At 73.3% G+C, this 19,842-nt stretch carries 16 protein-coding genes, 1 rRNA gene and 1 pseudogene; 14 read left to right on the top strand and 4 right to left on the bottom strand.

The genetic code is table 11. The annotated features are described in order from the left end of the window. From rrf to ACIOWN_RS09715, 3 genes and pseudogenes are all read left to right on the top strand, one after another. Positions 1-95: ribosomal RNA gene (gene rrf / locus ACIOWN_RS09725) — 5S ribosomal RNA — on the top strand; the annotation flags it as partial. Positions 96-180: 85 nt separating this feature from the next. Further along, positions 181-1,347 (top strand): annotated as a pseudogene (locus ACIOWN_RS09720) (hypothetical protein); the annotation flags it as partial. A gap of 66 nt (positions 1,348-1,413) precedes the next feature. After that, the gene (locus ACIOWN_RS09715; RefSeq protein WP_401981401.1) at positions 1,414-2,157 is read left to right on the top strand and encodes a hypothetical protein; all 744 of its coding nucleotides are present in this window, start codon (positions 1,414-1,416) and stop codon (positions 2,155-2,157) included. An 82-nt stretch (positions 2,158-2,239) separates the two neighbouring features. Here ACIOWN_RS09715 and ACIOWN_RS09710 read toward each other — a convergent pair whose 3' ends face one another. Further along, positions 2,240-3,532, bottom strand: coding sequence for a DUF1015 domain-containing protein (locus tag ACIOWN_RS09710; RefSeq protein WP_362346690.1), 1,293 nt, complete (start codon positions 3,530-3,532; stop codon positions 2,240-2,242). A gap of 72 nt (positions 3,533-3,604) precedes the next feature. On the opposite strand from ACIOWN_RS09710, the gene ACIOWN_RS09705 reads away from it, so the two are divergent. The 4 genes from ACIOWN_RS09705 to ACIOWN_RS09690 all read left to right on the top strand — a co-directional run bounded on the left by ACIOWN_RS09705 (position 3,605) and on the right by ACIOWN_RS09690 (position 7,663). Further along, the gene (locus ACIOWN_RS09705; protein ID WP_401981378.1) at positions 3,605-4,630 is read left to right on the top strand and encodes an HAD-IIA family hydrolase; all 1,026 of its coding nucleotides are present in this window, start codon (positions 3,605-3,607) and stop codon (positions 4,628-4,630) included. Between the two features lie 80 nt (positions 4,631-4,710). Further along, entirely contained in the window at positions 4,711-5,751 is a 1,041-nt protein-coding gene (locus tag ACIOWN_RS09700) for a FecCD family ABC transporter permease (protein ID WP_401981374.1), read from the top strand. Beyond that, on the top strand, positions 5,748-6,800 hold the full coding sequence (locus ACIOWN_RS09695) for an iron chelate uptake ABC transporter family permease subunit (RefSeq protein ID WP_362346694.1): 1,053 nt from the start codon (positions 5,748-5,750) through the stop codon (positions 6,798-6,800). The genes ACIOWN_RS09700 and ACIOWN_RS09695 overlap by 4 nt, the downstream gene beginning before the upstream one ends. Next, complete coding sequence (locus ACIOWN_RS09690; protein WP_401981371.1) at positions 6,797-7,663, top strand: ABC transporter ATP-binding protein; 867 nt, start codon at positions 6,797-6,799, stop codon at positions 7,661-7,663. The genes ACIOWN_RS09695 and ACIOWN_RS09690 overlap by 4 nt, the downstream gene beginning before the upstream one ends. On the opposite strand, the gene ACIOWN_RS09685 is transcribed toward ACIOWN_RS09690, so the two are convergent. Then, positions 7,660-8,007 carry a sterol-binding protein gene (locus ACIOWN_RS09685; protein WP_362346698.1) on the bottom strand — a complete coding sequence of 116 codons (348 nt, stop codon included), beginning with the start codon at positions 8,005-8,007 and terminating at the stop codon, positions 7,660-7,662. The two genes, ACIOWN_RS09690 and ACIOWN_RS09685, sit on opposite strands and share 4 nt — an antisense overlap. Before the next feature lie 42 nt (positions 8,008-8,049). On the opposite strand from ACIOWN_RS09685, the gene ACIOWN_RS09680 reads away from it, so the two are divergent. The 6 genes from ACIOWN_RS09680 (at position 8,050) to ACIOWN_RS09655 (ending at position 14,075) form a co-directional block, all read left to right on the top strand. Then, a complete protein-coding gene (locus ACIOWN_RS09680) occupies positions 8,050-8,373 on the top strand; it encodes a hypothetical protein (RefSeq protein WP_362346700.1) in 324 nt (107 codons plus the stop codon). Between the two features lie 7 nt (positions 8,374-8,380). Next, positions 8,381-9,196 carry a TlyA family RNA methyltransferase gene (locus ACIOWN_RS09675; protein WP_362346701.1) on the top strand — a complete coding sequence of 272 codons (816 nt, stop codon included), beginning with the start codon at positions 8,381-8,383 and terminating at the stop codon, positions 9,194-9,196. Continuing rightward, positions 9,193-10,098 (top strand): NAD kinase, encoded by a 906-nt coding sequence (locus tag ACIOWN_RS09670; RefSeq protein WP_100567638.1) that lies wholly within the window; start codon positions 9,193-9,195, stop codon positions 10,096-10,098. Before ACIOWN_RS09675 ends, ACIOWN_RS09670 begins: the two co-directional genes overlap by 4 nt. A gap of 113 nt (positions 10,099-10,211) precedes the next feature. After that, the gene (recN, locus tag ACIOWN_RS09665; protein ID WP_362346703.1) at positions 10,212-11,954 is read left to right on the top strand and encodes a DNA repair protein RecN; all 1,743 of its coding nucleotides are present in this window, start codon (positions 10,212-10,214) and stop codon (positions 11,952-11,954) included. A 19-nt stretch (positions 11,955-11,973) separates the two neighbouring features. After that, positions 11,974-12,735, top strand: coding sequence for a hypothetical protein (locus ACIOWN_RS09660; RefSeq protein ID WP_401981367.1), 762 nt, complete (start codon positions 11,974-11,976; stop codon positions 12,733-12,735). 209 nt (positions 12,736-12,944) lie between these two features. Beyond that, positions 12,945-14,075: a glycosyltransferase family 4 protein gene (locus ACIOWN_RS09655; protein WP_401981364.1), complete on the top strand. Its 1,131-nt coding sequence runs from the start codon at positions 12,945-12,947 to the stop codon at positions 14,073-14,075. A 3-nt stretch (positions 14,076-14,078) separates the two neighbouring features. On the opposite strand, the gene ACIOWN_RS09650 is transcribed toward ACIOWN_RS09655, so the two are convergent. Beyond that, entirely contained in the window at positions 14,079-15,743 is a 1,665-nt protein-coding gene (locus ACIOWN_RS09650; RefSeq protein WP_362346709.1) for a PucR family transcriptional regulator, read from the bottom strand. Positions 15,744-15,859: 116 nt separating this feature from the next. Continuing rightward, positions 15,860-17,662, bottom strand: coding sequence for a glycoside hydrolase family 15 protein (locus tag ACIOWN_RS09645; RefSeq protein WP_362347223.1), 1,803 nt, complete (start codon positions 17,660-17,662; stop codon positions 15,860-15,862). A gap of 518 nt (positions 17,663-18,180) precedes the next feature. On the opposite strand from ACIOWN_RS09645, the gene ACIOWN_RS09640 reads away from it, so the two are divergent. Then, positions 18,181-19,830 carry a CTP synthase gene (locus tag ACIOWN_RS09640; protein WP_362346711.1) on the top strand — a complete coding sequence of 550 codons (1,650 nt, stop codon included), beginning with the start codon at positions 18,181-18,183 and terminating at the stop codon, positions 19,828-19,830. Positions 19,831-19,842 lie beyond the last annotated feature (12 nt).

The following is a 19,842-nucleotide window of genomic DNA, read 5'->3' as shown; positions in this document are numbered from 1 at the left end:
AAACGCCCGGTTACATTCCGAACCCGGAAGCTAAGCCTCACAGCGCCGATGGTACTGCAGGGGGGACCCTGTGGGAGAGTAGGACGCCGCCGAACAATCTTTGGAAGGACCCCTGGTCACCAGCGTTCAGCTGGGACCAGGGGTCCTTTTGCATTTCCGTACAGAAGACAGGAGTCACCGATGTCCACCAACTCTCCCGACGAGCGTCCGGAGCGCGATCAGCGCCGCCGGGACGGTGGGGACCGCGGTGACCGTGGCGGGTACCGCGGAGGACCCCGCAGCAGCAACGAGCGCAGTGGCTTCGGCCGTCGTGACGACGACCGTGGTCACGGACGTCGTGACGACCGTGGTGGGTTCCGTCGTGATGACAGGCCCGAGCGCGGTGACCGCGGCGGCTTCCGCCGTGACGGCGACCGTCCCACCTACCGCCGCGATGACCGGCGTGACGATCGGCGCGATGACCGGCGTGACGATCGGCGCGATGACCGGCGTGACGATCGGCGCGATGACCGGCGGGATGGCGACCGTGGTGGCTTCGGTCGGCGTGACGACCGCGACCGCGGCTTCCGTCGCGACGGCGACCGTCCCACCTACCGCCGTGACGACCGGCGTGACGATCGGCGCGATGACCGCCGGGACTTCGACCGCGGCGAGCGCCGTGACGACCGGCGTGACTTCGACCGGGGCCCCCGCCGTGACGACCGCGGCGACCGTCGTGACGACCGTGGTGGGTTCCGTCGTGATGACAGGCCCGAGCGTGGGGATCGCGGCGGCTTCCGTCGTGACGACGACCGTGGTCACGGACGTCGTGACGACCGTGGTGGGTTCCGTCGTGATGACAGGCCCGAGCGCGGTGACCGCGGCGGCTTCCGTCGCGACGGCGACCGCCCCACCTACCGCCGTGACGACCGCCGTGACGACCGTCGCGATGACCGGCGGGACGATCGGCGGGATGGCGACCGCGGTGGCTTCGGCCGGCGTGACGACCGCGGCTTCCGTCGCGACGGCGACCGCCCCACCTACCGCCGTGACGACCGCCGCGATGACCGGCGGGACGACCGTCGGGACTTCGACCGCGGCGAGCGCCGTGACGACCGCCGTGACGACCGCCGTGACGACCGGCGTGACTTCGACCGGGGCCCCCGCCGTGACGACCGCGGCGACCGTCGTGACGACCGCGGTGACCGTGGCGGCTTCCGTGGCCGTGACGACCGTGGTGGGCGCGGTCCGCGACGTGACGACCGGCGTGACGAGCGGGGCGGGCGCCCGGGTGGTTTCCGGGGCCGTGACGACCGGCGCGGTGACGACCGCCGCGGTGGCGGGCGCTTCCGCGACGACCGGGACCGGGACCGGGAGCCGATCAAGCGGCTGCCGATCCCCGAGGACGTCACGGGTGACGAGATCGACAAGGACGTGCGGCAGGAGCTGCAGAGCCTGCCCAAGACGCTCGCCGAGGACGTCGCCAGGAACCTGGTGATGGTCGCCCGGCTCATCGACGAGGACCCGGAGGGCGCCTACGGCTACTCCAGGGTGGCCCTGCGGCTGGCGTCCCGCGTCGCCGCCGTACGGGAGGCGGCCGGGTTCGCCGCGTACGCGAGCCAGAAGTACAGCGAGGCGCTCGCCGAGTTCCGGGCCGCCCGGCGGATGACCGGGAACGTGGACCTGTGGCCCCTCATGGCCGACTGCGAGCGCGGTCTCGGGCGGCCCGAGAAGGCGCTGGACATGGCCGGGGCACCGGAGGTGCACAAGCTCGACAAGGCCGGACAGGTGGAGATGCGGCTCGTCGCGGCCGGCGCCCGGCGCGACATGGGTCAGCTGGAAGCGGCCATCGTGACGCTCCAGAGCCCCGAGCTGGCCTCCGGCTCGGTCCAGCCGTGGACCGCGCGCCTGCGGTACGCCTACGCCGACGCGCTGCTCGCCGTCGGCCGGGAGTCCGAGGCACGGGAGTGGTTCGCCAAGGCCGTCGAGGCCGACCGGGACGGCAGCACCGACGCCTCCGACCGACTGGCCGAGCTGGACGGCGTGGAGTTCACCGACGCCCTCGACGAGAGCGACGAGGACGGCGGGGACGGCGAGAACGAGGCCAAGGGCGAGAGCGGCGACGCCGCCACGTCCGACGCTGACACGTCCGACGCCGACACGTCCGACAAGGACTGACGGACACCGACGGCCGTCACCGACACCGGCCGTCACTGAACAGAGGGCGGGCCCCGGTCACCGGGGCCCGCCCTTCGTCGTTTCAGAGGTCCAGTGCCCTCAGCACCAGTCCCGACGCCGGCTTGGGGCCGAACGACGTCGACTTGCGGGGCATCGTGACCCCCTGGCGGGCCAGGTCGCGGACGACCTCCTCGCGGACCGGGTGCATCAGGACGGCCGTGCCGCCGTCGCGTTCGGCCTTCTCCACGGTCGCGACCGTGTCGTGGATGTAGGCGATGTGGGCCGGGGAGTCCTCGGGGATGTGCCAGACGTGCTCGAGGAGCGTGGCGTGCAGGACGGTCGCGTCGAGGGTGCGCCAGGCGGCGGGGTGCTCCGCCGGGACCGTGCGGGCCAGCAGGGCCGGGTCCGGCCGGTCCACGAGGTGGAAGGAGCCGTCGCCGGCGAACAGGAAGGCGTTGCCCTCGCAGGCCGCGTCCGCGAGCGTCTCCAGGGCTCCCGCCAGGGGCAGGTCCAGCCGCCGAACGCGGAACAGGCCGTCCAGGGCGGACAGCGCGTCGGCGACCGGCAGGCCGTGCAGCAGACGGTGGATGGCGCGTACCCGGAGCGGGTAGCGGGCCGTGTCGACCAGGAGGACCAGACCGTAGTCCCAGGCGCTGGGGGAGGGGTGCTCCGCGCGCAGCCGGCGGTAGGTCGCCCAGCGGTGATGGCCGTCGGCGATCAGGGCCTGGTGCCGGGCCAGGTCCTCCTGCACGCGCGCGAGGTCGGCGGGGTCGGTGATCGCCCACAGGCGGTGGCCGAAGCCGTCCTCGGTGGTCGTCGACAGCAGCGGTGGCCGTTCGGCGACCCGCTCGATGATCATCGTGGTGGCGGCGGTCGAGCCGTCGCCGCGGTAGGTGAGCAGCAGCGGTTCGAGATTGGCGCTGGTCGCGCGCATCAGGGCGGCGCGGTCGGCGACCACGTGCGGCATGACGTCCTCGTGCGGCAGCACCACGCCCTCCGCCGGCTCCGACACGCGCAGCGCGCCGATCAGTCCGCGTTGCAGCAGGCCGTCGCCGTCGCGCTGCTCGTAGACGTACAGCGCCGGTTCCGGGTCGCGGACGAGGACGCCCTCGGAGAGCCAGCGGCGCAGGGTTTCCGCCGCCTGCTTGTTGCGGGCGCTGGGGCTTGAGGCCTGCGGCAGAATCAGCCGAACGATGTTGTACGGGTCGGCCGACTGGAGGTGGTGCAGGCCGTCGGGCCGCACGACGACGTCGTACGGCGGGGACGTCACGGCGGCCAGGCTGCCCACCCGGTCGGGGTCGTAGCGCAGGCCGTGGAACGGGGTGAGTTCGAGGCCCGGGCGTGTTGTCGCCGGTGGGGGACCTGCTGTGTTCATCCCGGCATCGTACGTGTGTCAGTGGCGTAGGGGATGATCGGGGAAAACGGGTGTCATGAGGAGAGATGCGGAATGAGGCAGGGCGTCAGGACGAGGCCCGAGGGCAGTGCACAGGCCCTGAGCGAGGCGTACGACACGGCCCTGCTCGACCTGGACGGAGTGGTGTACGCGGGCGGCCACGCGATCGCGCACGCGGTCGACTCGCTGGGCACAGCCCGCGCGGGCGGGATGCATCTGGCGTACGTCACCAACAACGCCCTGCGCACCCCGGCCGCGGTGGCCGCGCACCTCACCGAGCTGGGCATACGGGCGGAGGCGTCCGACGTGGTCACCTCCGCGCAGGCCGTGGCCCGGCTGATCGCGGACCAGGTGCCGCAGGGTGCGCGGGTGCTGGTGATCGGCGGTGAGGGGCTGCGCACGGCGCTGCGCGAGCGGGGTCTTGAGCCGGTGGAGTCCGCCGACGACGACCCGGCGGCGGTGGTGCAGGGCTACGGCGGTCCGGACCTGCCGTGGGGGCGTTTCGCGGAGGCGTGCTACGCGATCGCGCGCGGGGTGCCCTGGTTCGCCTCCAACACCGATCTGACGATTCCGGGCGCCCGCGGGATCGGGCCGGGCAACGGCGCGGCGATCGAGGTCGTCCGGATCGCCACGGGCGCGGAGCCGCAGGTGGCGGGCAAGCCGCTGCCGCCCATGCACCGTGAGACGGTCCTGCGCACCGGCGCGGAGCGGCCGCTGGTGGTGGGGGACCGGCTGGACACGGACATCGAGGGCGCCTTCAACGGCGGGGTGGACTCGCTGCTCGTCCTGACCGGGGTGACCGACGGAGCGCAACTGCTGGCCGCGCCCCCTCGGCACCGGCCGACGTATGTCGACGCGGATCTGCGGGGGCTGCTCACCGGGCAGCCGGAAATCACTCGTGAGGGTGACGGTTTCCGGTGCGGCGGGTGGACGGCGACGGCGGACACCGGGCTCGGACTGAGCGGCGAGGGGGAGGCACTGGACGGGCTCCGTGCCCTGTGCGCGGCGGCGTGGACGGCCGGCGGCGACAGCGGGTGCGAGCTGGACGGGGGGAAGGCGCTGGCCCGGCTGGGGCTGTGAAGCCGGTGGACCGGTGGAACGGTGGCGGTGGAACACAGGGAACCGCCAACCCGGCGCAGAGGGTAGGCTAACCTAACCTCGTGTTGGTCGACAGTCCCCCAGAAGAGCGCGCGGCGGCCGCCGCGCCCCCGACCCGCCGAGGCGTTCGAGCCGCGGGGCTCCTCGTCTCCGTCGCGATACTGCTGCTCGTCGCACTGGCGAGCATCGCGATCGGAGCGAAGGAGCTGTCCCCGGCCCAGGTCTGGCACGGCCTGTCCCAGGACTCGGGGACGTACGGCGACGTCGTGGTCGGCGAGCGGCTGTCCCGTACGGTCCTCGGTCTGCTCGCCGGATCGGCGCTCGGTCTGTCCGGGGCACTGCTCCAGGCACTGACCCGCAATCCGCTGGCCGACCCGGGCATCCTCGGCATCAACGCGGGCGCGTCCGCCGCCGTCGTCACCGCCATCACCTTCCTGGGCGTGACGAGCCTCAGCGGCTACGTCTGGTTCGCCTTCTTCGGTGCCGCGGCCGTGGGCGCCCTGGTGTGGTTCCTCGGCGGCAGCCGGGGCGCCACACCCGTACGCCTCGCGCTCGCCGGCACCGCGATCGGCGCCGCGCTGTACGGCTACGTCCAGGCCGTGATGATCATGGACGGGGCGGCGCTGGGCAGGATGCGGTTCTGGACCGTGGGCTCGCTCGCCTCCGCCACGACGACGACCGTCACCCAGGTGCTCCCGTTCTTCGCGGTCGGCACGGCCGTCGCCCTGCTGCTGGCCCGGCCGCTCAACGCCATGGCCATGGGCGACGACACCGCCCGCGCCCTGGGCACCGACCTGAACCGCACCCGGGCGCTCGCCATGCTCGCCGCGACCGTGCTGTGCGGGGCGGCGACCGCCGCCTGCGGGCCGATCGTCTTCGTCGGCCTGATGGTCCCGCACGTCGTGCGCTCCTTCACCGGACCCGACCTGCGCTGGATCCTGCCCTACGCCACGGTCCTGTCGCCCGTGCTGCTGCTGGGCGCCGACGTGGTGGGGCGGGTCGTCGCCCGGCCCGCCGAGCTCCAGGTCGGGGTCGTCACCGCGATCATCGGCGGCCCGGTGTTCATCCTGCTCGTACGGCGGCGGAGGACGGCCCAGCTGTGAAGACCACCCGCACCCCCCGCCCCGCACGGGCCCTGCGCACCCCCGGCGGGCTGTCCCTGCGCCTCGACGTCCGCACGTGCGCGGTCGTCGCCCTGCTGGTGCTGGCCGCGCTCACGGCGAGCGTAGTGCTGATCGGCACCGGCGACTTCCCGATCCCGGCCTCCGACGTGCTGAGGGCGCTCGTCGGGCAGGGCAGTCAGGGGCAGGAGTTCATCGTCCGCGAGCTGCGGCTGCCGCGCGTCCTCGTCGGGCTCCTGGTCGGCGGCTGCCTCGGCGTCGGCGGCGCGCTGTTCCAGTCCGTCTCCCGCAATCCGCTGGGCAGCCCGGACGTGCTCGGCCTCTCGCAGGGCTCGGCCGCCGGCGCGCTCACCGTCATCGTCCTGTTCTCGGGCAGCGCCACCGCCGTCACCCTCGGCGCGCTCGTGGGCGGCCTGGTCACCGGCGCGGCCATCTACCTGCTGGCCTGGAAGCAGGGCGTGCACGGGTACCGGCTGGTCCTGGTCGGCATCGGCGTCTCCGCGGTGGTCACGGCCGTCAACGGCTATCTGATCACCAAGGCCGACTTCGTGGACGCGGCCCGCGCGGTGGTCTGGATGACCGGCTCGCTGGACGGGCGCGACTGGACCCAGGTCGGACCGCTGGCCGTCCTGTGCGCCGTGCTCCTCCCGGTCGTCCTCGCCAACGCGCGCGGCCTGCGGATGCTGGAGATGGGCGACGACGTCTCCTACGCCCTCGGGGTGCGGGTCGAACGCGTACGGCTGCTGCTGATGGGCTGTGCCGTCCTGCTGGTCGCGGCCGCCACCGCGGCCGCCGGGCCCGTGAGCTTCGTGGCCCTGACCGCGCCGCAACTCGCCCGCCGCCTGACCTCCCCCGGCCCCAACCTGCTGCCCTCCCTGTGCATGGGCGCCGCCCTGCTGGTCACCGCCGACCTGACCGCCCAGCGGGCCTTCGGCGCCGACCAGCTGCCGGTCGGCGTGGTCACCGGCGTGCTCGGCGGTGTCTACCTGCTGTGGCTGCTGGTCGCCGAGCGCAGGGCCGGACGGATATGAGCGCCCGCAGCGACGCAGTGAGCAACCGAAGGAGCACCGTGAACCGCCTGTCCGCCGACAACGTCACCCTCGCCTACGACCAGCGCGTCATCGCCGAGCAACTGTCGGTGGAGATACCCGACAACTCCTTCACGGTGATCGTCGGACCCAACGCGTGCGGCAAGTCCACGCTGCTGCGCGCGCTGTCGCGGATGCTCAAACCCAGCCGGGGCCGGGTGCTGCTCGACGGGCAGGTCATCCAGTCGATGCCGGCCAAGCAGGTCGCCCGGACGCTCGGGCTGCTGCCGCAGTCCTCGATCGCGCCCGACGGGATCACCGTCGCCGACCTCGTGGGCCGCGGCCGCTACCCGCACCAGGGAATCCTGCGCCAGTGGTCCGCCGAGGACGAGCGGGTCGTGCGCGAGTCCATGGAGCGGACCGGGGTCGGCCGGCTCGCCGAGCGGTACGTCGACGAGCTGTCGGGCGGCCAGCGCCAGCGCGTGTGGATCGCCATGGCACTGGCCCAGCAGACACCGCTGCTGCTGCTCGACGAGCCCACGACGTACCTGGACATCCAGCACCAGATCGACGTCCTCGACCTGTGCGCCGAACTCCACGAGGAGCAGGGGCGCACCCTCGTCGCCGTGCTGCACGACCTCAACCACGCCGCCCGCTACGCCACCCACCTCGTCGCCCTGCGCGGCGGCCGGGTCGTCGCCCAGGGCGCGCCGGACGACATCGTCACCGCCGACCTGGTGGAGGAGGTGTTCGGGCTGCGCTGCCAGGTCATCGACGACCCGGAGACCGGCACGCCACTGGTGGTGCCGGCGGCGCGTGCCGCACGCGCGCGTGTGGCGGCCCACCACACGGGGGCCGGCCGCTAAAGAAGCTTCGTGAGCCGCACCAGGTCCAGCACGCCCGCCTGGAGCTTCACCCGCCCCGACCCCCAGGCCTTGGCGAACGCCAGTTCCCCGCCGACCAGCGCGATCAGGTCGTCGCCGGTCATGGCGAGCCGGATCTCGGCCTTCTTCGGCGGCGGCCCCTGAACGGTCTCCCGGACCTCTATCCGGCCGTCGACGAGGCGGCCCAGGAAGCTCACGTCGAGATCCTTGATGTGGCAGCTCACCGAGCGGTCGAGGGCCGCCGCGTCGCGGACGTCCCCCTCCGCCTTCGCCATGTTGTCGGAGAGTCTTTCGAGTGCGCTGCGGCACTCCTCGATCGTTGCCATCACCACCGACGTTACCCCAGTGCTTCGCGGTAGCGTCTGGGCATGAGCGACTCTGTGACCGGGACGGAGGTCCGGGAGGAAGCGCCGACACCCGAAAGGGAGTCCCCCGAGCCCGGCGAAGTGATCGGCGAGCACGGCCCCGCCGCCCCCGCCCCGCTGCTCGTGCCCCGCACACCCACCGGCGACGCCCGCGTCGACGCGGCCCTGGAGCGGCTCGGTGACGCCGACCACCTCGCCACGGACGGACACCTCCAGGTGTACGAGGATGTACACGGGGGGCTGCGAGACGCGCTCAGCGCGCTCGACGCCCGTCCGGGACCTCCGGCGCCCCCCGCGCAGTCACCGCCGTACCGACACAGGAGCTGAACCGAACGTGGCAGGAGTCGCACGCCGCCGTCTCGACGCGGAGCTGGTCCGCCGGAAGCTCGCCCGCTCGCGCGAGCACGCCGGCCAGCTGATCGCCGCCGGGCGCGTCACCGTCGGCAAGACCGTCGCGACCAAGTCCGCCACCCAGGTGGAGACCGCCGCCGCCATCGTCGTCGCCGCCGACGACAGCGACCCCGACTACGTCTCCCGCGGCGGGCACAAGCTGGCCGGCGCGCTGAAGGCCTTCATGCCGCGCGGACTGGCCGTCGAGGGGCGGCGGGCGCTGGACGCCGGCGCGTCCACCGGAGGCTTCACCGACGTGCTGCTGCGCGCGGGCGCCGCGCACGTCGTCGCCGTCGACGTCGGATACGGACAACTCGCCTGGTCTTTGCAGAGCGATGAACGCGTCACCGTCAAGGACCGTACGAACGTACGCGAGTTGACGCTCGAAGCGATCGATGGGGAGCCTGTGGATCTTGTCGTGGGGGATCTGTCCTTCATCCCGCTCGGCCTGGTGCTGCCCGCCCTGGTGCGGTGCGCGAAGCCGGACGCCGACCTGGTGATGATGGTCAAACCGCAGTTCGAGGTGGGGAAGGAACGGCTGGGCAGCGGGGGTGTCGTACGGAGTCCGGAGCTGCGGGCGGAGGCCGTGCGGACGGTGGCGGGGAAGGCCTGGGAACTGGGGCTGGGGGCCGAAGGCGTCACCGCCAGCCCGCTGCCCGGGCCGTCCGGGAACGTCGAATACTTTCTGTGGCTGCGTGCCGGGGCGCCCGCCCTGGACCCGGCCGATGTTGACCGTGCAGTGGCGGAGGGGCCGCGTTGACACAGACCCAAGCTCGAACCGTTTTCCTGCTGGCCCACACCGGTCGGCCGGCCGCCATCCGCAGCGCCGAACTCGTGGTCAAGGGGCTGCTGCTGTCCGGCATCGGCGTACGCGTCCTGGAGGCGGAGGCACGCGACCTGCCCCTGCCGGACGAGGTGGAGCTGGTCAAGGAGGCCACCCCGCAGTCCCTCGACGGGTGCGAACTGCTCATCGTGCTGGGCGGTGACGGCACGCTGCTGCGCGGCGCGGAGTTCGCCCGCGCCTCGGGCGTGCCGATGCTCGGGGTCAACCTCGGGCGCGTCGGGTTCCTCGCCGAGGCCGAGCGGGACGACCTCGACAAGGTCGTCGACCGGGTGGTCAGCAAGGCGTACGAGGTCGAGGAGCGCATGACCGTCGACGTGGTCGTGCACCGCAACGGGGACATCGTGCACACCGACTGGGCGCTGAACGAGGCGGCCGTGCAGAAGGTGTCCGCCGAGCGGATGCTGGAGATCGTGCTGGAGATCGACGGGCGCCCGGTGACCGGGTTCGGCTGCGACGGCATCGTCTGCGCCACCCCCACCGGCTCCACGGCGTACGCGTTCTCCGCCGGCGGGCCCGTGGTGTGGCCGGAGGTCGAGGCGCTTTTGATGGTGCCGATCTCCGCGCACGCGCTGTTCGCCAAGCCCCTGGTGACGTCGCCCGACTCCGTCCTGGCCGTCGAGGTGCTGCCGCACGTCCCGCCGGGCGTGCTGTGGTGCGACGGGCGGCGCACGGTCGAACTGCCGCCCGGCGCGCGCGTGGAAGTGCGCCGCGGAGCGGTACCGGTCCGCCTGGCCCGCCTGCACCACGCCTCGTTCACGGACCGCCTGGTCGCCAAGTTCGCGCTGCCGGTCTCGGGGTGGCGCGGGGCACCGCACTAGCGGCGCAGCGCACCGGCCGGGCACGCACCGGGCCCGCCGGCCCGGGACACGGGTGGGCGGGACCGTTCCCTCCATGGGTGGGGTGGCGTCGCACGGCGCCACCAAAACCTCGTATGGTCGTGCTCGTGTTGGAGGAGATGCGGATACGGTCACTCGGAGTGATTGACGACGCGGTCGTCGAGCTGTCGCCGGGGTTCACCGCCGTGACCGGTGAGACCGGTGCGGGCAAGACCATGGTGGTCACCAGTCTGGGGCTGCTGCTGGGCGGACGCGCGGATCCCGCGCTGGTGCGGATCGGCGCCGGGAAGGCGGTCGTGGAGGGGCGGGTCACCGTACCCGCGGACGCCTCCGCCGCCGTACGGGCCGAGGAGGCCGGTGCCGAGCTCGACGACGGTGCGCTGCTGATCAGCCGTACCGTCTCGGCCGAGGGCCGCTCCCGGGCGCACGTGGGCGGGCGGAGCGTGCCGGTGGGGCTGCTCGCCGAACTCGCCGACGAGCTGGTGGCCGTGCACGGGCAGACCGACCAGCAGGGACTGCTCAAGCTGGCCCGGCAGCGGCAGGCCCTCGACCGGTACGCGGGCGACGCCGTCGCCGTGCCGCTCGCCAAGTACGCCGGGGCCTACCGTCGGCTCCGGGCCGTCACCGCGGAGCTGGACGAGATCACCACGCGTGCGCGTGAGCGGGCCCAGGAGGCCGACATGCTGCGCTTCGGTCTCGACGAGATCGCCGGGGTCGAACCGCGGGCCGGGGAGGACACCGAGCTGGCCGAGGAGGCGGAGCGGCTCGGCCACGCCGAGGCGCTGTCGTCCGCCGCGACGGCCGCGCACGCCGCTCTCGCGGGCGATCCGGAGGACCCCGAGGGCATCGACGCGACCACGCTCGTCGCGGGCGCCCAGCGGGCCCTGGAGGCCGTCCGGTCGCACGATCCGGCGCTGGCCGCGCTCGCCGACCGCATCGGCGAGATCGGCATCCTGCTCGGTGACGTGGCCGGGGAGCTGGCGGGGTACGCCGACGACCTGGACGCCGATCCGCTGCGGCTGGCGGCGGTCGAGGAGCGGCGGGCCGCGCTCGGCGCGCTGACCCGCAAGTACGGCGAGGACGTCAGCGCCGTGCTCACCTGGGCCGAACACAGCGCCGCCCGGCTCACCGAGCTGGACGGCGACGACGAGCGGCTCGGGGAGCTGACCGCCGAGCGGGACGCGCTGCGCGCCGAACTGGGCGGCCTGGCCCAGGCGCTGACCGACGCACGGGCGGAGGCCGCGGAGCGGTTCGCCGCCGCCGTGACGGCCGAGCTGGCCTCGCTGGCCATGCCGCACGCGCGCGTGTCGTTCGACATCCGGCAGACCGAGGACCCCGAGGGCGTCGAGGTCGGCGGCCGTACCGTCGCCTGCGGGCCGGCCGGTGCCGACGAGGTCGAACTGCTCCTCGCCCCGCACCCCGGCGCGCCGCCACGGCCGATCGCCAAGGGGGCTTCCGGCGGTGAGCTGTCGCGCGTGATGCTGGCCGTCGAGGTCGTCTTCGCCGGGACGGATCCGGTGCCGACGTATCTGTTCGACGAGGTCGACGCGGGCGTCGGCGGCAAGGCGGCCGTGGAGATCGGCCGGCGTCTGGCCCGGCTGGCCAGGAGCGCCCAGGTCGTCGTGGTCACCCACCTGCCCCAGGTCGCCGCCTTCGCCGACCGGCAGTTGCTGGTGGAGAAGACCAACGACGGCTCGGTGACCCGGTCCGGTGTGAAGGTGCTGGAGGGTGAGGACCGGGTCCGGGAGCTGTCCCGGATGCTGGCCGGCCAGGAGGACTCGCAGACGGCGCGGGCGCACGCCGAGGAACTGCTCGCAGCGGCCCGGGCGGACCTGTAGGAGTGCGTAAGGTGGCGGGATGATCTCCCGGACCGCCACCTCGTTCGCACTGGCCGTCTCACTCACCCGGGCCGGTACCGCGGGCCTGCGGGCCCTCGCGCCCGGCGGCCGCGCGCGCTGGGAGCGGCGGAACCACGCGGGGCGCACCGTCGGGCTGTACCCGGGGCCCGCGGTGGCTGTGGCGGCCGCTGCCGCGGCCGCGCGGGTGCGGCCCGCGGCCGGTCTGGCGGTGCTCGCGGCCGGGGTCTGCGGCGCCTGGGACGACGTCGCCGGCGCGGGTGACGGGCGGCGCGGGTTCCGGGCGCATCTCGCCGCACTGCGGGGTGGTGAGGTGACCGGCGGGGCGGTCAAGCTGTTCGGAATCACGGCGGCCAGACTGGCCGCCGGGGCGCTGCTGAAGCAGCGGCCGCTGGACAGGTTCCTCGCCGGGGTCGTGATCGCCGGTGCCGCGCACGCCGTCAACCTCCTGGACGTGCGGCCCGGGCGGGCCGCCGGCGCGGTGCTCGCGCTCGGGGCGCCCGGACTGCTGCGCGGCGGACCGGGCGCGGAGCTGGCCGCCGTCACCACGGGGGCCGCCGCGGCCGTGCTTCCCGAGGACCTCGGAGAGCGGGTGATGCTGGGTGACACGGGGGCGCACGCCCTGGGCGCGGTCCTCGGCACCGCGGTCGTCGCGTCCAACGGGCGCGCCGGACTGGTCGCCCACGCCGCCGTGGTGGTGGCCGCGGCCGTCCACGGAGAGTGGGGAAGAGAGGGCGAACACCCGTCAAATTCACTCGTGTGAGTGACGTGGTCCCCGGCTGCCGCCTGGTCCCGCACACTTCCGACACTCCGGCGGGACAGGAACACCCGTACGTGCTGGCATCCTTGGAACGGGAGCCCTACGCCGAGCGGGGCGCGCGGTCGAGCACCTCGACTCGATACCTTCTGTACGTTTCCCCGTAACTTCACTTCCTCGTACCCGTCCGACGCCGAACCAGGAGCCCCGGCCGCGTGAGCCCCGTGATCAGCCACGTATCGCACGGTCAGTCGACGCTGCGCACCGTGCAGGTGCTGGGCGGAGGCAGCGCCGGCAGCAGCGCGCACGTGCGGTCGCTGGCCGCGGGGCTGGTCGCCCGGGGCGTGCGGGTGACGGTGTGCGCCCCCGCGGACGCCGATCGCGCCTACGCCTTCTCCGGCGTCGGCGCCCAGCACGTGCACGTGCCGCGCAGCAGCGACCCGGTGTCCGTGGCCGCGCTGCGCACGGTCTGCGCGGACGCCGACCTGGTGCACGCGCACGGGCTGCACGCCTCCTTCCGGGCGGTGCTGGCGCTCAGCGGCCGCGGCACGCCCCTCGTGGTCACCTGGCACAACCACGAGCCCGCCGAAGGGGCCCGCGCCCATCTGCTGCGGCTGCTGGAGCGCCGCGTGGTCAGGGCCGCCACCGTCGTGCTCGGGACCACTTCCGAACTCGTCGACCGGGCCCGCGGCCGGGGCGCGCGGGACGCCCGGCTCGCCGCGGTCGCGGTGCCCCGGCCGGCCGGCGGATACGAGCACCCGGACCGTCCCCGCGCCAAGGTGCGCGCAGAACTGGGGGCCACCGACCGGCCGTTGCTCATCTCCGTCGCCTCCCTGGATCCGGGCCGCGGCCATGAGCTGCTGCTGGACGCGGCCCGCGCCTGGCGCCTGCTGGAACCCGTGCCGCTGCTCGTCGTCGCGGGGGAGGGGCCGTCGCGTACGGAGCTTCAGCGGCGGATCGAGGACGAGGAGCTGCCGGTGCGGCTGCTCGGACGGCGCGACGACGTCGGTGAGTTGCTCGCCGCCGCCGACCTGGCGCTGCTGCCGAGGAGCTGGGAGGCCCGTTCCGTCCTCGCCCAGGAGGCGCTGCACGCGCGGGTGCCGCTCGTCGCGGCGCGGACCGGCGGCATCCCCGAAATCGTGGGCGACGCGGCCGAACTGGTGCGGGACCAGGACCCGGAGGCGTTCGCCGGAGCCGTCATACGGCTGCTCGGCGACCCCGGACGCCGCGAGGAACTGCGGGACCTGGGCACCCGGCAGGCCGCCACCTGGCCCACCGAGGACGAAACGGTCGCCCAGGTGCTCAGCGTCTACGACGAGTTGACCCGGCCCCGGCCGCTGGCCTGACGCTCAGGGCACGTGCCGGCGGGCCCGCAGGGCCAGGCTGAGGGCCAGGACCGTCTGCGGGTCGTCGAGGTCGGTGCCCAGCAACTCCCCGATCCGGGCGAGGCGGTTGTAGAGCGTCTGCCGGTTCAGGTGCAGTTCGCGTGCGGTCTCCGCCTTGCGGCCCGCGTGCGCCAGATAGGTCTGGAGGGTGGGCAGCAACGGCGGCTTCGAGCGCCGGTCGTGGTCGCGCAGCGGGCCGATCGCACGGTCCACGAAGGCCGCCAGGTCCGGATGGTCGCGCAGCCGCCACAGCAGCAGGTCGATGTCGAGGCGGCGGGCGTCGTACCAGGGCCGGTCCGGCAGCCCCTGCGCCGCAGTCGCCGTCTCGGCCGCGTGCCGCAGCCCCGCCGAGGCGGCCGCCCAGCCGCCGGCCATCCCGACGACCACCACCTCCGGCTGCCCGCCCGGCCGCCGCATCCCGGCCCGTTCCACACCCGCCCGCAGCGCCGCCGCGACCCGGTCCGCGACGGTGGTCCGCTCCCCCTCCGAGCGCAGCCCGACAAGGAGCGGCACCCGGCCCTCGACCGGCCGCACGCCCAGCAGCACCGGCACGCCCACCGAGGCCAGCTCCTCGGCGACCGCGCGGGCCAGCGCCGCCCAGCCGCCGCCGGTGCCCGCGCTCGGCCGGTCGGTGCCCCCGGTGGACGCGAGCGCGTCACCGAGCCGCATCACCACGGGCAGCAGTGGGCTGCCGCCCGGCTTGAAACCGAGGACCCGGGCCTGCGCGGGGGCGTCCTCGGCGGCGATGCGCCCCTCGGCGAGGTCGGTCAGGAAGTCGCCGCGGCCGCGCGCCGCCAGCTCCTCGTCCTGGCGGGCCTGCATCAGCACCACGGCCAGGAGGCCCGCCGCCCGCTCGGCGGCCATGCGGTGCACCGGGGCCAGCGGCGAGCGGACCGGCAGCAGCACCAGCCGGGCGCGCACCGAGCCGGCGCCGGGACCGCCGCCGGGCACGTCCACGACGACCGAGCCGGCCGGCGGGGCCGCGTCCTTGCGCTGGCCGCGCAGCCCCTCCCACACCTGGAGCGGATCGGCGCCCTCGGGGCCGGAGCCGGCCGCGTACAGCAGCTGCCCGTCCGGGGTCTCCAGGAACACCGGGTTGCCGCCGAAGTCGGCCAGGATGCCGAGCACCTGCGGCACCCCGCCGCCGCCGAGCAGCGCCTGGGTGCAGCGCAGGTGCACCTCCTCGGCCCGCTGGAGCAGCGCGTAGTGGCCGTTGACGATCTCCGTGTGGATCTCCTCGGTGACCGCCACGAACGGCACCTCGCGGTGCAGCTGGACGAGGGGGAGACCGGCGGTCCGCGCGGTCTCGACGAGGGCGGCGGGCAGGCGGGTGAAGCGCGGGCCCAGCTCCACCACCAGGGCCGCGATGCCGCGGTCGGCGAGGGTGCGTACGAAGACCCGCTGGTCCGCGGGGCGGGTGCCGAGGCCGTAGCCGGTGGTCAGCAGGAGCTCGCCGCCCTTGAGGAGGGAGGCGATGTTGGGGACCTCGCCGGCGTGCACCCAGCGGACGGTGCGGGTCAGCTTGTCGGCGCCGGCGAGGACCTCGGGGAGGCCGCTGCGGAGGCCGGGCAGTTCGAGGGCGCGCCGGACGGTGATGCCGGTGCCCTCGGTGTCGAATCTGCGGTCCATGAAGCGGACGCTACCTCTGCCCGCGGCACGGCGGCAGCGCCGGGTGGCCGGACCGCTGAGACCACTGTGAGCTGGGATGACCGCCGGGCGGGCGCGCTCGCCCGCCCGGCTCCGGGTCAGCCTCCGTAGGCGCCGCTCGCCGTCAGGCGCAGGGCCGTGTCGATCAGCGGCACATGGCTGAAGGCCTGGGGGAAGTTGCCCACCTGGCGCTTGCGGCGTGGGTCCCACTCCTCGGCGAGGAGGCCCAGGTCGTTGCGGAGCGACAGGAGCTTGTCGAAGAGCTTGCGGGCCTCGTCCACGCGGCCGATCATCGCCAGGTCGTCGGCCATCCAGAAGGAGCAGGCGAGGAAGGCGCCCTCGTCGCCGGGCAGGCCGTCGACGCCCGCGTGGTCGCCGTCGGTGGGGTAGCGCAGGATGAACCCGTCCGTGGTGGACAGCTCGCGCTGGATCGCCTCGATGGTGCCGATGACCCGCTTGTCGTCCGGCGGCAGGAAGCCCATCTGCGGGATGAGCAGCAAGGACGCGTCCAGCTCCTGCGAGCCGTAGGACTGCGTGAAGGTGTTGCGCTCCTTGTCGTAGCCCTTCTCGCACACCTCGCGGTGGATGTCGTCGCGCAGCACCTTCCAGCGCTCCAGGGGGCCGTCGGCCTCCCCGGACTCGATGAGCTTGATGGTGCGGTCCACGGCGACCCACGCCATGACCTTGGAGTGCACGAAGTGGCGGCGCGGACCGCGCACCTCCCAGATGCCCTCGTCCGGCTCCTGCCAGTGCTTCTCCAGGTACTGGATCAGCTTGAGCTGGAGCAGGGAGGCGTAGTCGTTGCGGGCCAGGCCCGTCATGTGGGCCAGGTGCAGCGCCTCGGTGACCTCGCCGTAGACGTCCAGCTGGAGCTGGTGCGCGGCGCCGTTGCCCACCCGGACCGGCGCGGAGTTCTCGTAGCCGGGCAGCCAGTCCAGCTCCGCCTCGCCGAGTTCGCGCTCGCCGGCGATGCCGTACATGATCTGGAGGTTCTCGGGGTCGCCGGCGACGGCCCGCAGCAGCCACTCGCGCCAGGCGCGGGCCTCCTCGCGGTAGCCGGTGCGCAGCAGCGAGGACAGGGTGATCGCCGCGTCCCGCAACCAGGTGTAGCGGTAGTCCCAGTTGCGTACGCCGCCGATGTCCTCGGGCAGGGAGGTGGTGGGGGCCGCGACGATGCCGCCGGTCGGGGCGTAGGTCAGGGCCTTGAGCGTGATCAGGCTGCGGATCACGGCCTCGCGGTAGGGGCCGTGGTACGTACAGTGCCCGACCCACTCGCGCCAGAACTCCTCGGTCGCCTCCAACGACTGCTCCGGCTCCGGCAGCGGCGGCGGCTCCTTGTGCGAGGCCTGCCAGGAGATCGTGAACGCGATCCGGTCACCGGGAGCGACCGTGAAGTCCGCGTACGTGGTCAGCGACTCGCCGTAGGTCTTCGCCGATGTGTCGAACCACACGGAGTCCGGGCCCGCCACCGCCACCGTGCGGTCCTCGTGCCGGTGCACCCACGGCACGACCCGGCCGTAGGAGAAGCGCATGCGCAGCGTCGAGCGCATCGGCACCCGGCCGCTGACGCCCTCCACGATGCGGATCAGCTGCGGGGCACCGTCGCGCGGCGGCATGAAATCGGTCACGCGGACCGTTCCGTCCGGGGTGTCCCACTCGGATTCGAGGATCAGTGAGTCGCCGCGGTAGCTGCGCCGGCCCGCGGTGGGCGGCTGGGTGCCGTCCGCGAACGCCGGGCCGATCCGCCAGAAACCGTGTTCCTCGGTACCGAGCAGGCCGGCGAAGATGGCATGGGAATCGAAGCGGGGCAGGCACAGCCAGTCGACTGTCCCGTCCCGGCAGACCAGGGCAGCGGTCTGCATGTCTCCGATGAGTGCGTAGTCTTCGATGCGCCCGGCCACGTGCAACTCCAGTCGAACGGCCACGTCACACCCCACGAAGGGGCTGTCGCTTAGTGCGGTCAAGGGGTGGTTGTAAAGCGTCGTCGAGCGGTGGGGGGAACCGCCGGTCGGCCGCGGGGGCAGAACGACAACCCTTGCTCAACGAACTGACGAGCTCTAGTTGTTCCGGGTCATACGGACGGGGGTGGTGCCGTGTTGCCGGCCGGGCTCCTCAGCGAGTGTCCGAGCAGGATACGACGCACGTAGATGATCTGCGTGCCGCTCCGGGCAACCCGGGTGCGCCGAACGAGTGAGCCATGCGTGAGGGACCTGTGAGTGGTATGCGCACGTGTCTGAGCGTGCGCGGAGCGTGGCCGGGAGCCATGCCCGTCAGGCGCTGATACCCTGGTAGCCCGTGGACCGGTGGGCTCGAAACCCCCGAACCGCAGCGACGGCGTCTCAGCCGGAACATCCGGGTTCCCCGGACCGGCCAGCCGTACCGCACGACCAACCGCGACCACGGGAGCCCCCTCTTGGCCATGCCGCCGAAATCTACGACGACCAAGCACATCTTCGTCACCGGGGGTGTCGCCTCCTCGCTCGGCAAGGGCCTCACCGCCTCGAGCCTCGGGATGCTGCTCAAGGCTCGCGGCCTGCGCGTCGTGATGCAGAAGCTCGACCCGTACCTGAACGTCGACCCGGGCACGATGAACCCCTTCCAGCACGGTGAGGTGTTCGTCACCAACGACGGCGCCGAGACCGACCTGGACATCGGCCACTACGAGCGCTTCCTCGACCGCGACCTGGACGGCTCGGCCAACGTCACCACCGGCCAGGTGTACTCCACGGTCATCGCCAAGGAGCGGCGCGGCGAGTACCTGGGCGACACGGTGCAGGTCATCCCGCACATCACCAACGAGATCAAGCACCGCATCCGGCGCATGGCCACCGACGAGGTGGACGTCGTCATCACCGAGGTCGGCGGCACGGTCGGCGACATCGAGTCGCTGCCGTTCCTGGAGACCGTCCGCCAGGTCCGCCACGAGGTCGGCCGGGACAACGTCTTCGTCGTGCACATCTCGCTGCTGCCCTACATCGGCCCCTCCGGTGAGCTGAAGACCAAGCCGACCCAGCACTCGGTCGCCGCGCTGCGCAACATCGGCATCCAGCCGGACGCGATCGTGCTGCGCTGCGACCGTGAGGTCCCCACCGCGATCAAGCGCAAGATCTCCCTGATGTGCGACGTCGACGAGGCGGCCGTGGTCGCCTGCCCCGACGCCCGGTCGATCTACGACATCCCGAAGGTCGTGCACGCCGAGGGCCTGGACGCCTACGTCGTGCGCAAGCTGGACCTGCCCTTCCGCGACGTGGACTGGACGACCTGGGACGACCTGCTGGACCGCGTCCACAACCCCGACCACGAGATCACCCTGGCCCTGGTCGGCAAGTACATCGACCTGCCCGACGCCTATCTGTCGGTGACCGAGGCGCTGCGCGCGGGCGGCTTCGCCAACAAGGCCCGGGTCAAGATCAAGTGGGTCACCTCCGACGACTGCAAGACCGCGGCCGGCGCCGAGCAGCAGCTCGCCGACGTCGACGCCATCTGCATCCCGGGCGGCTTCGGCGACCGCGGTGTGCTCGGCAAGGTCGGCGCCATCCGCTACGCCCGCGAGAACGGCATCCCGCTGCTGGGCCTGTGCCTGGGCCTGCAGTGCATCGTGATCGAGGCCGCCCGCAACCTGGCCGGCATCGCGGACGCCAACTCCACCGAGTTCGACCCGGCCACCGGCCACCCGGTGATCTCCACCATGGCCGAGCAGCTCGACATCGTGGCCGGCGAGGGCGACATGGGCGGCACCATGCGGCTCGGCATGTACCCGGCCAAACTGGCCGAGGGCTCGATCGTGCGCGAGGTCCACGACGGCAAGGAGTACGTCGAGGAGCGCCACCGCCACCGCTACGAGGTGAACAACGCTTACCGCGCGGAGCTGGAGAAGAAGGCGGGCATCGTCTTCTCCGGCACCTCCCCGGACGGCAAGCTCGTCGAGTACGTGGAGTACCCGCGCGACGTCCACCCCTACCTGGTCGCCACCCAGGCGCACCCGGAGCTGCGCTCGCGCCCCACGCGCCCGCACCCGCTGTTCGCCGGCCTGGTGAAGGCCGCCGTCGAGCGGAAGATCTCCAAGTAGCACGCCCGGTTG

This window comes from Streptomyces sp. NPDC087787 (genome assembly GCF_044743035.1).
In the GTDB taxonomy this organism is placed as follows: domain Bacteria; phylum Actinomycetota; class Actinomycetes; order Streptomycetales; family Streptomycetaceae; genus Streptomyces.
Note: the sequence above shows the minus strand (reverse complement) of the source record. Positions and strands in the feature narration are given on the sequence as shown.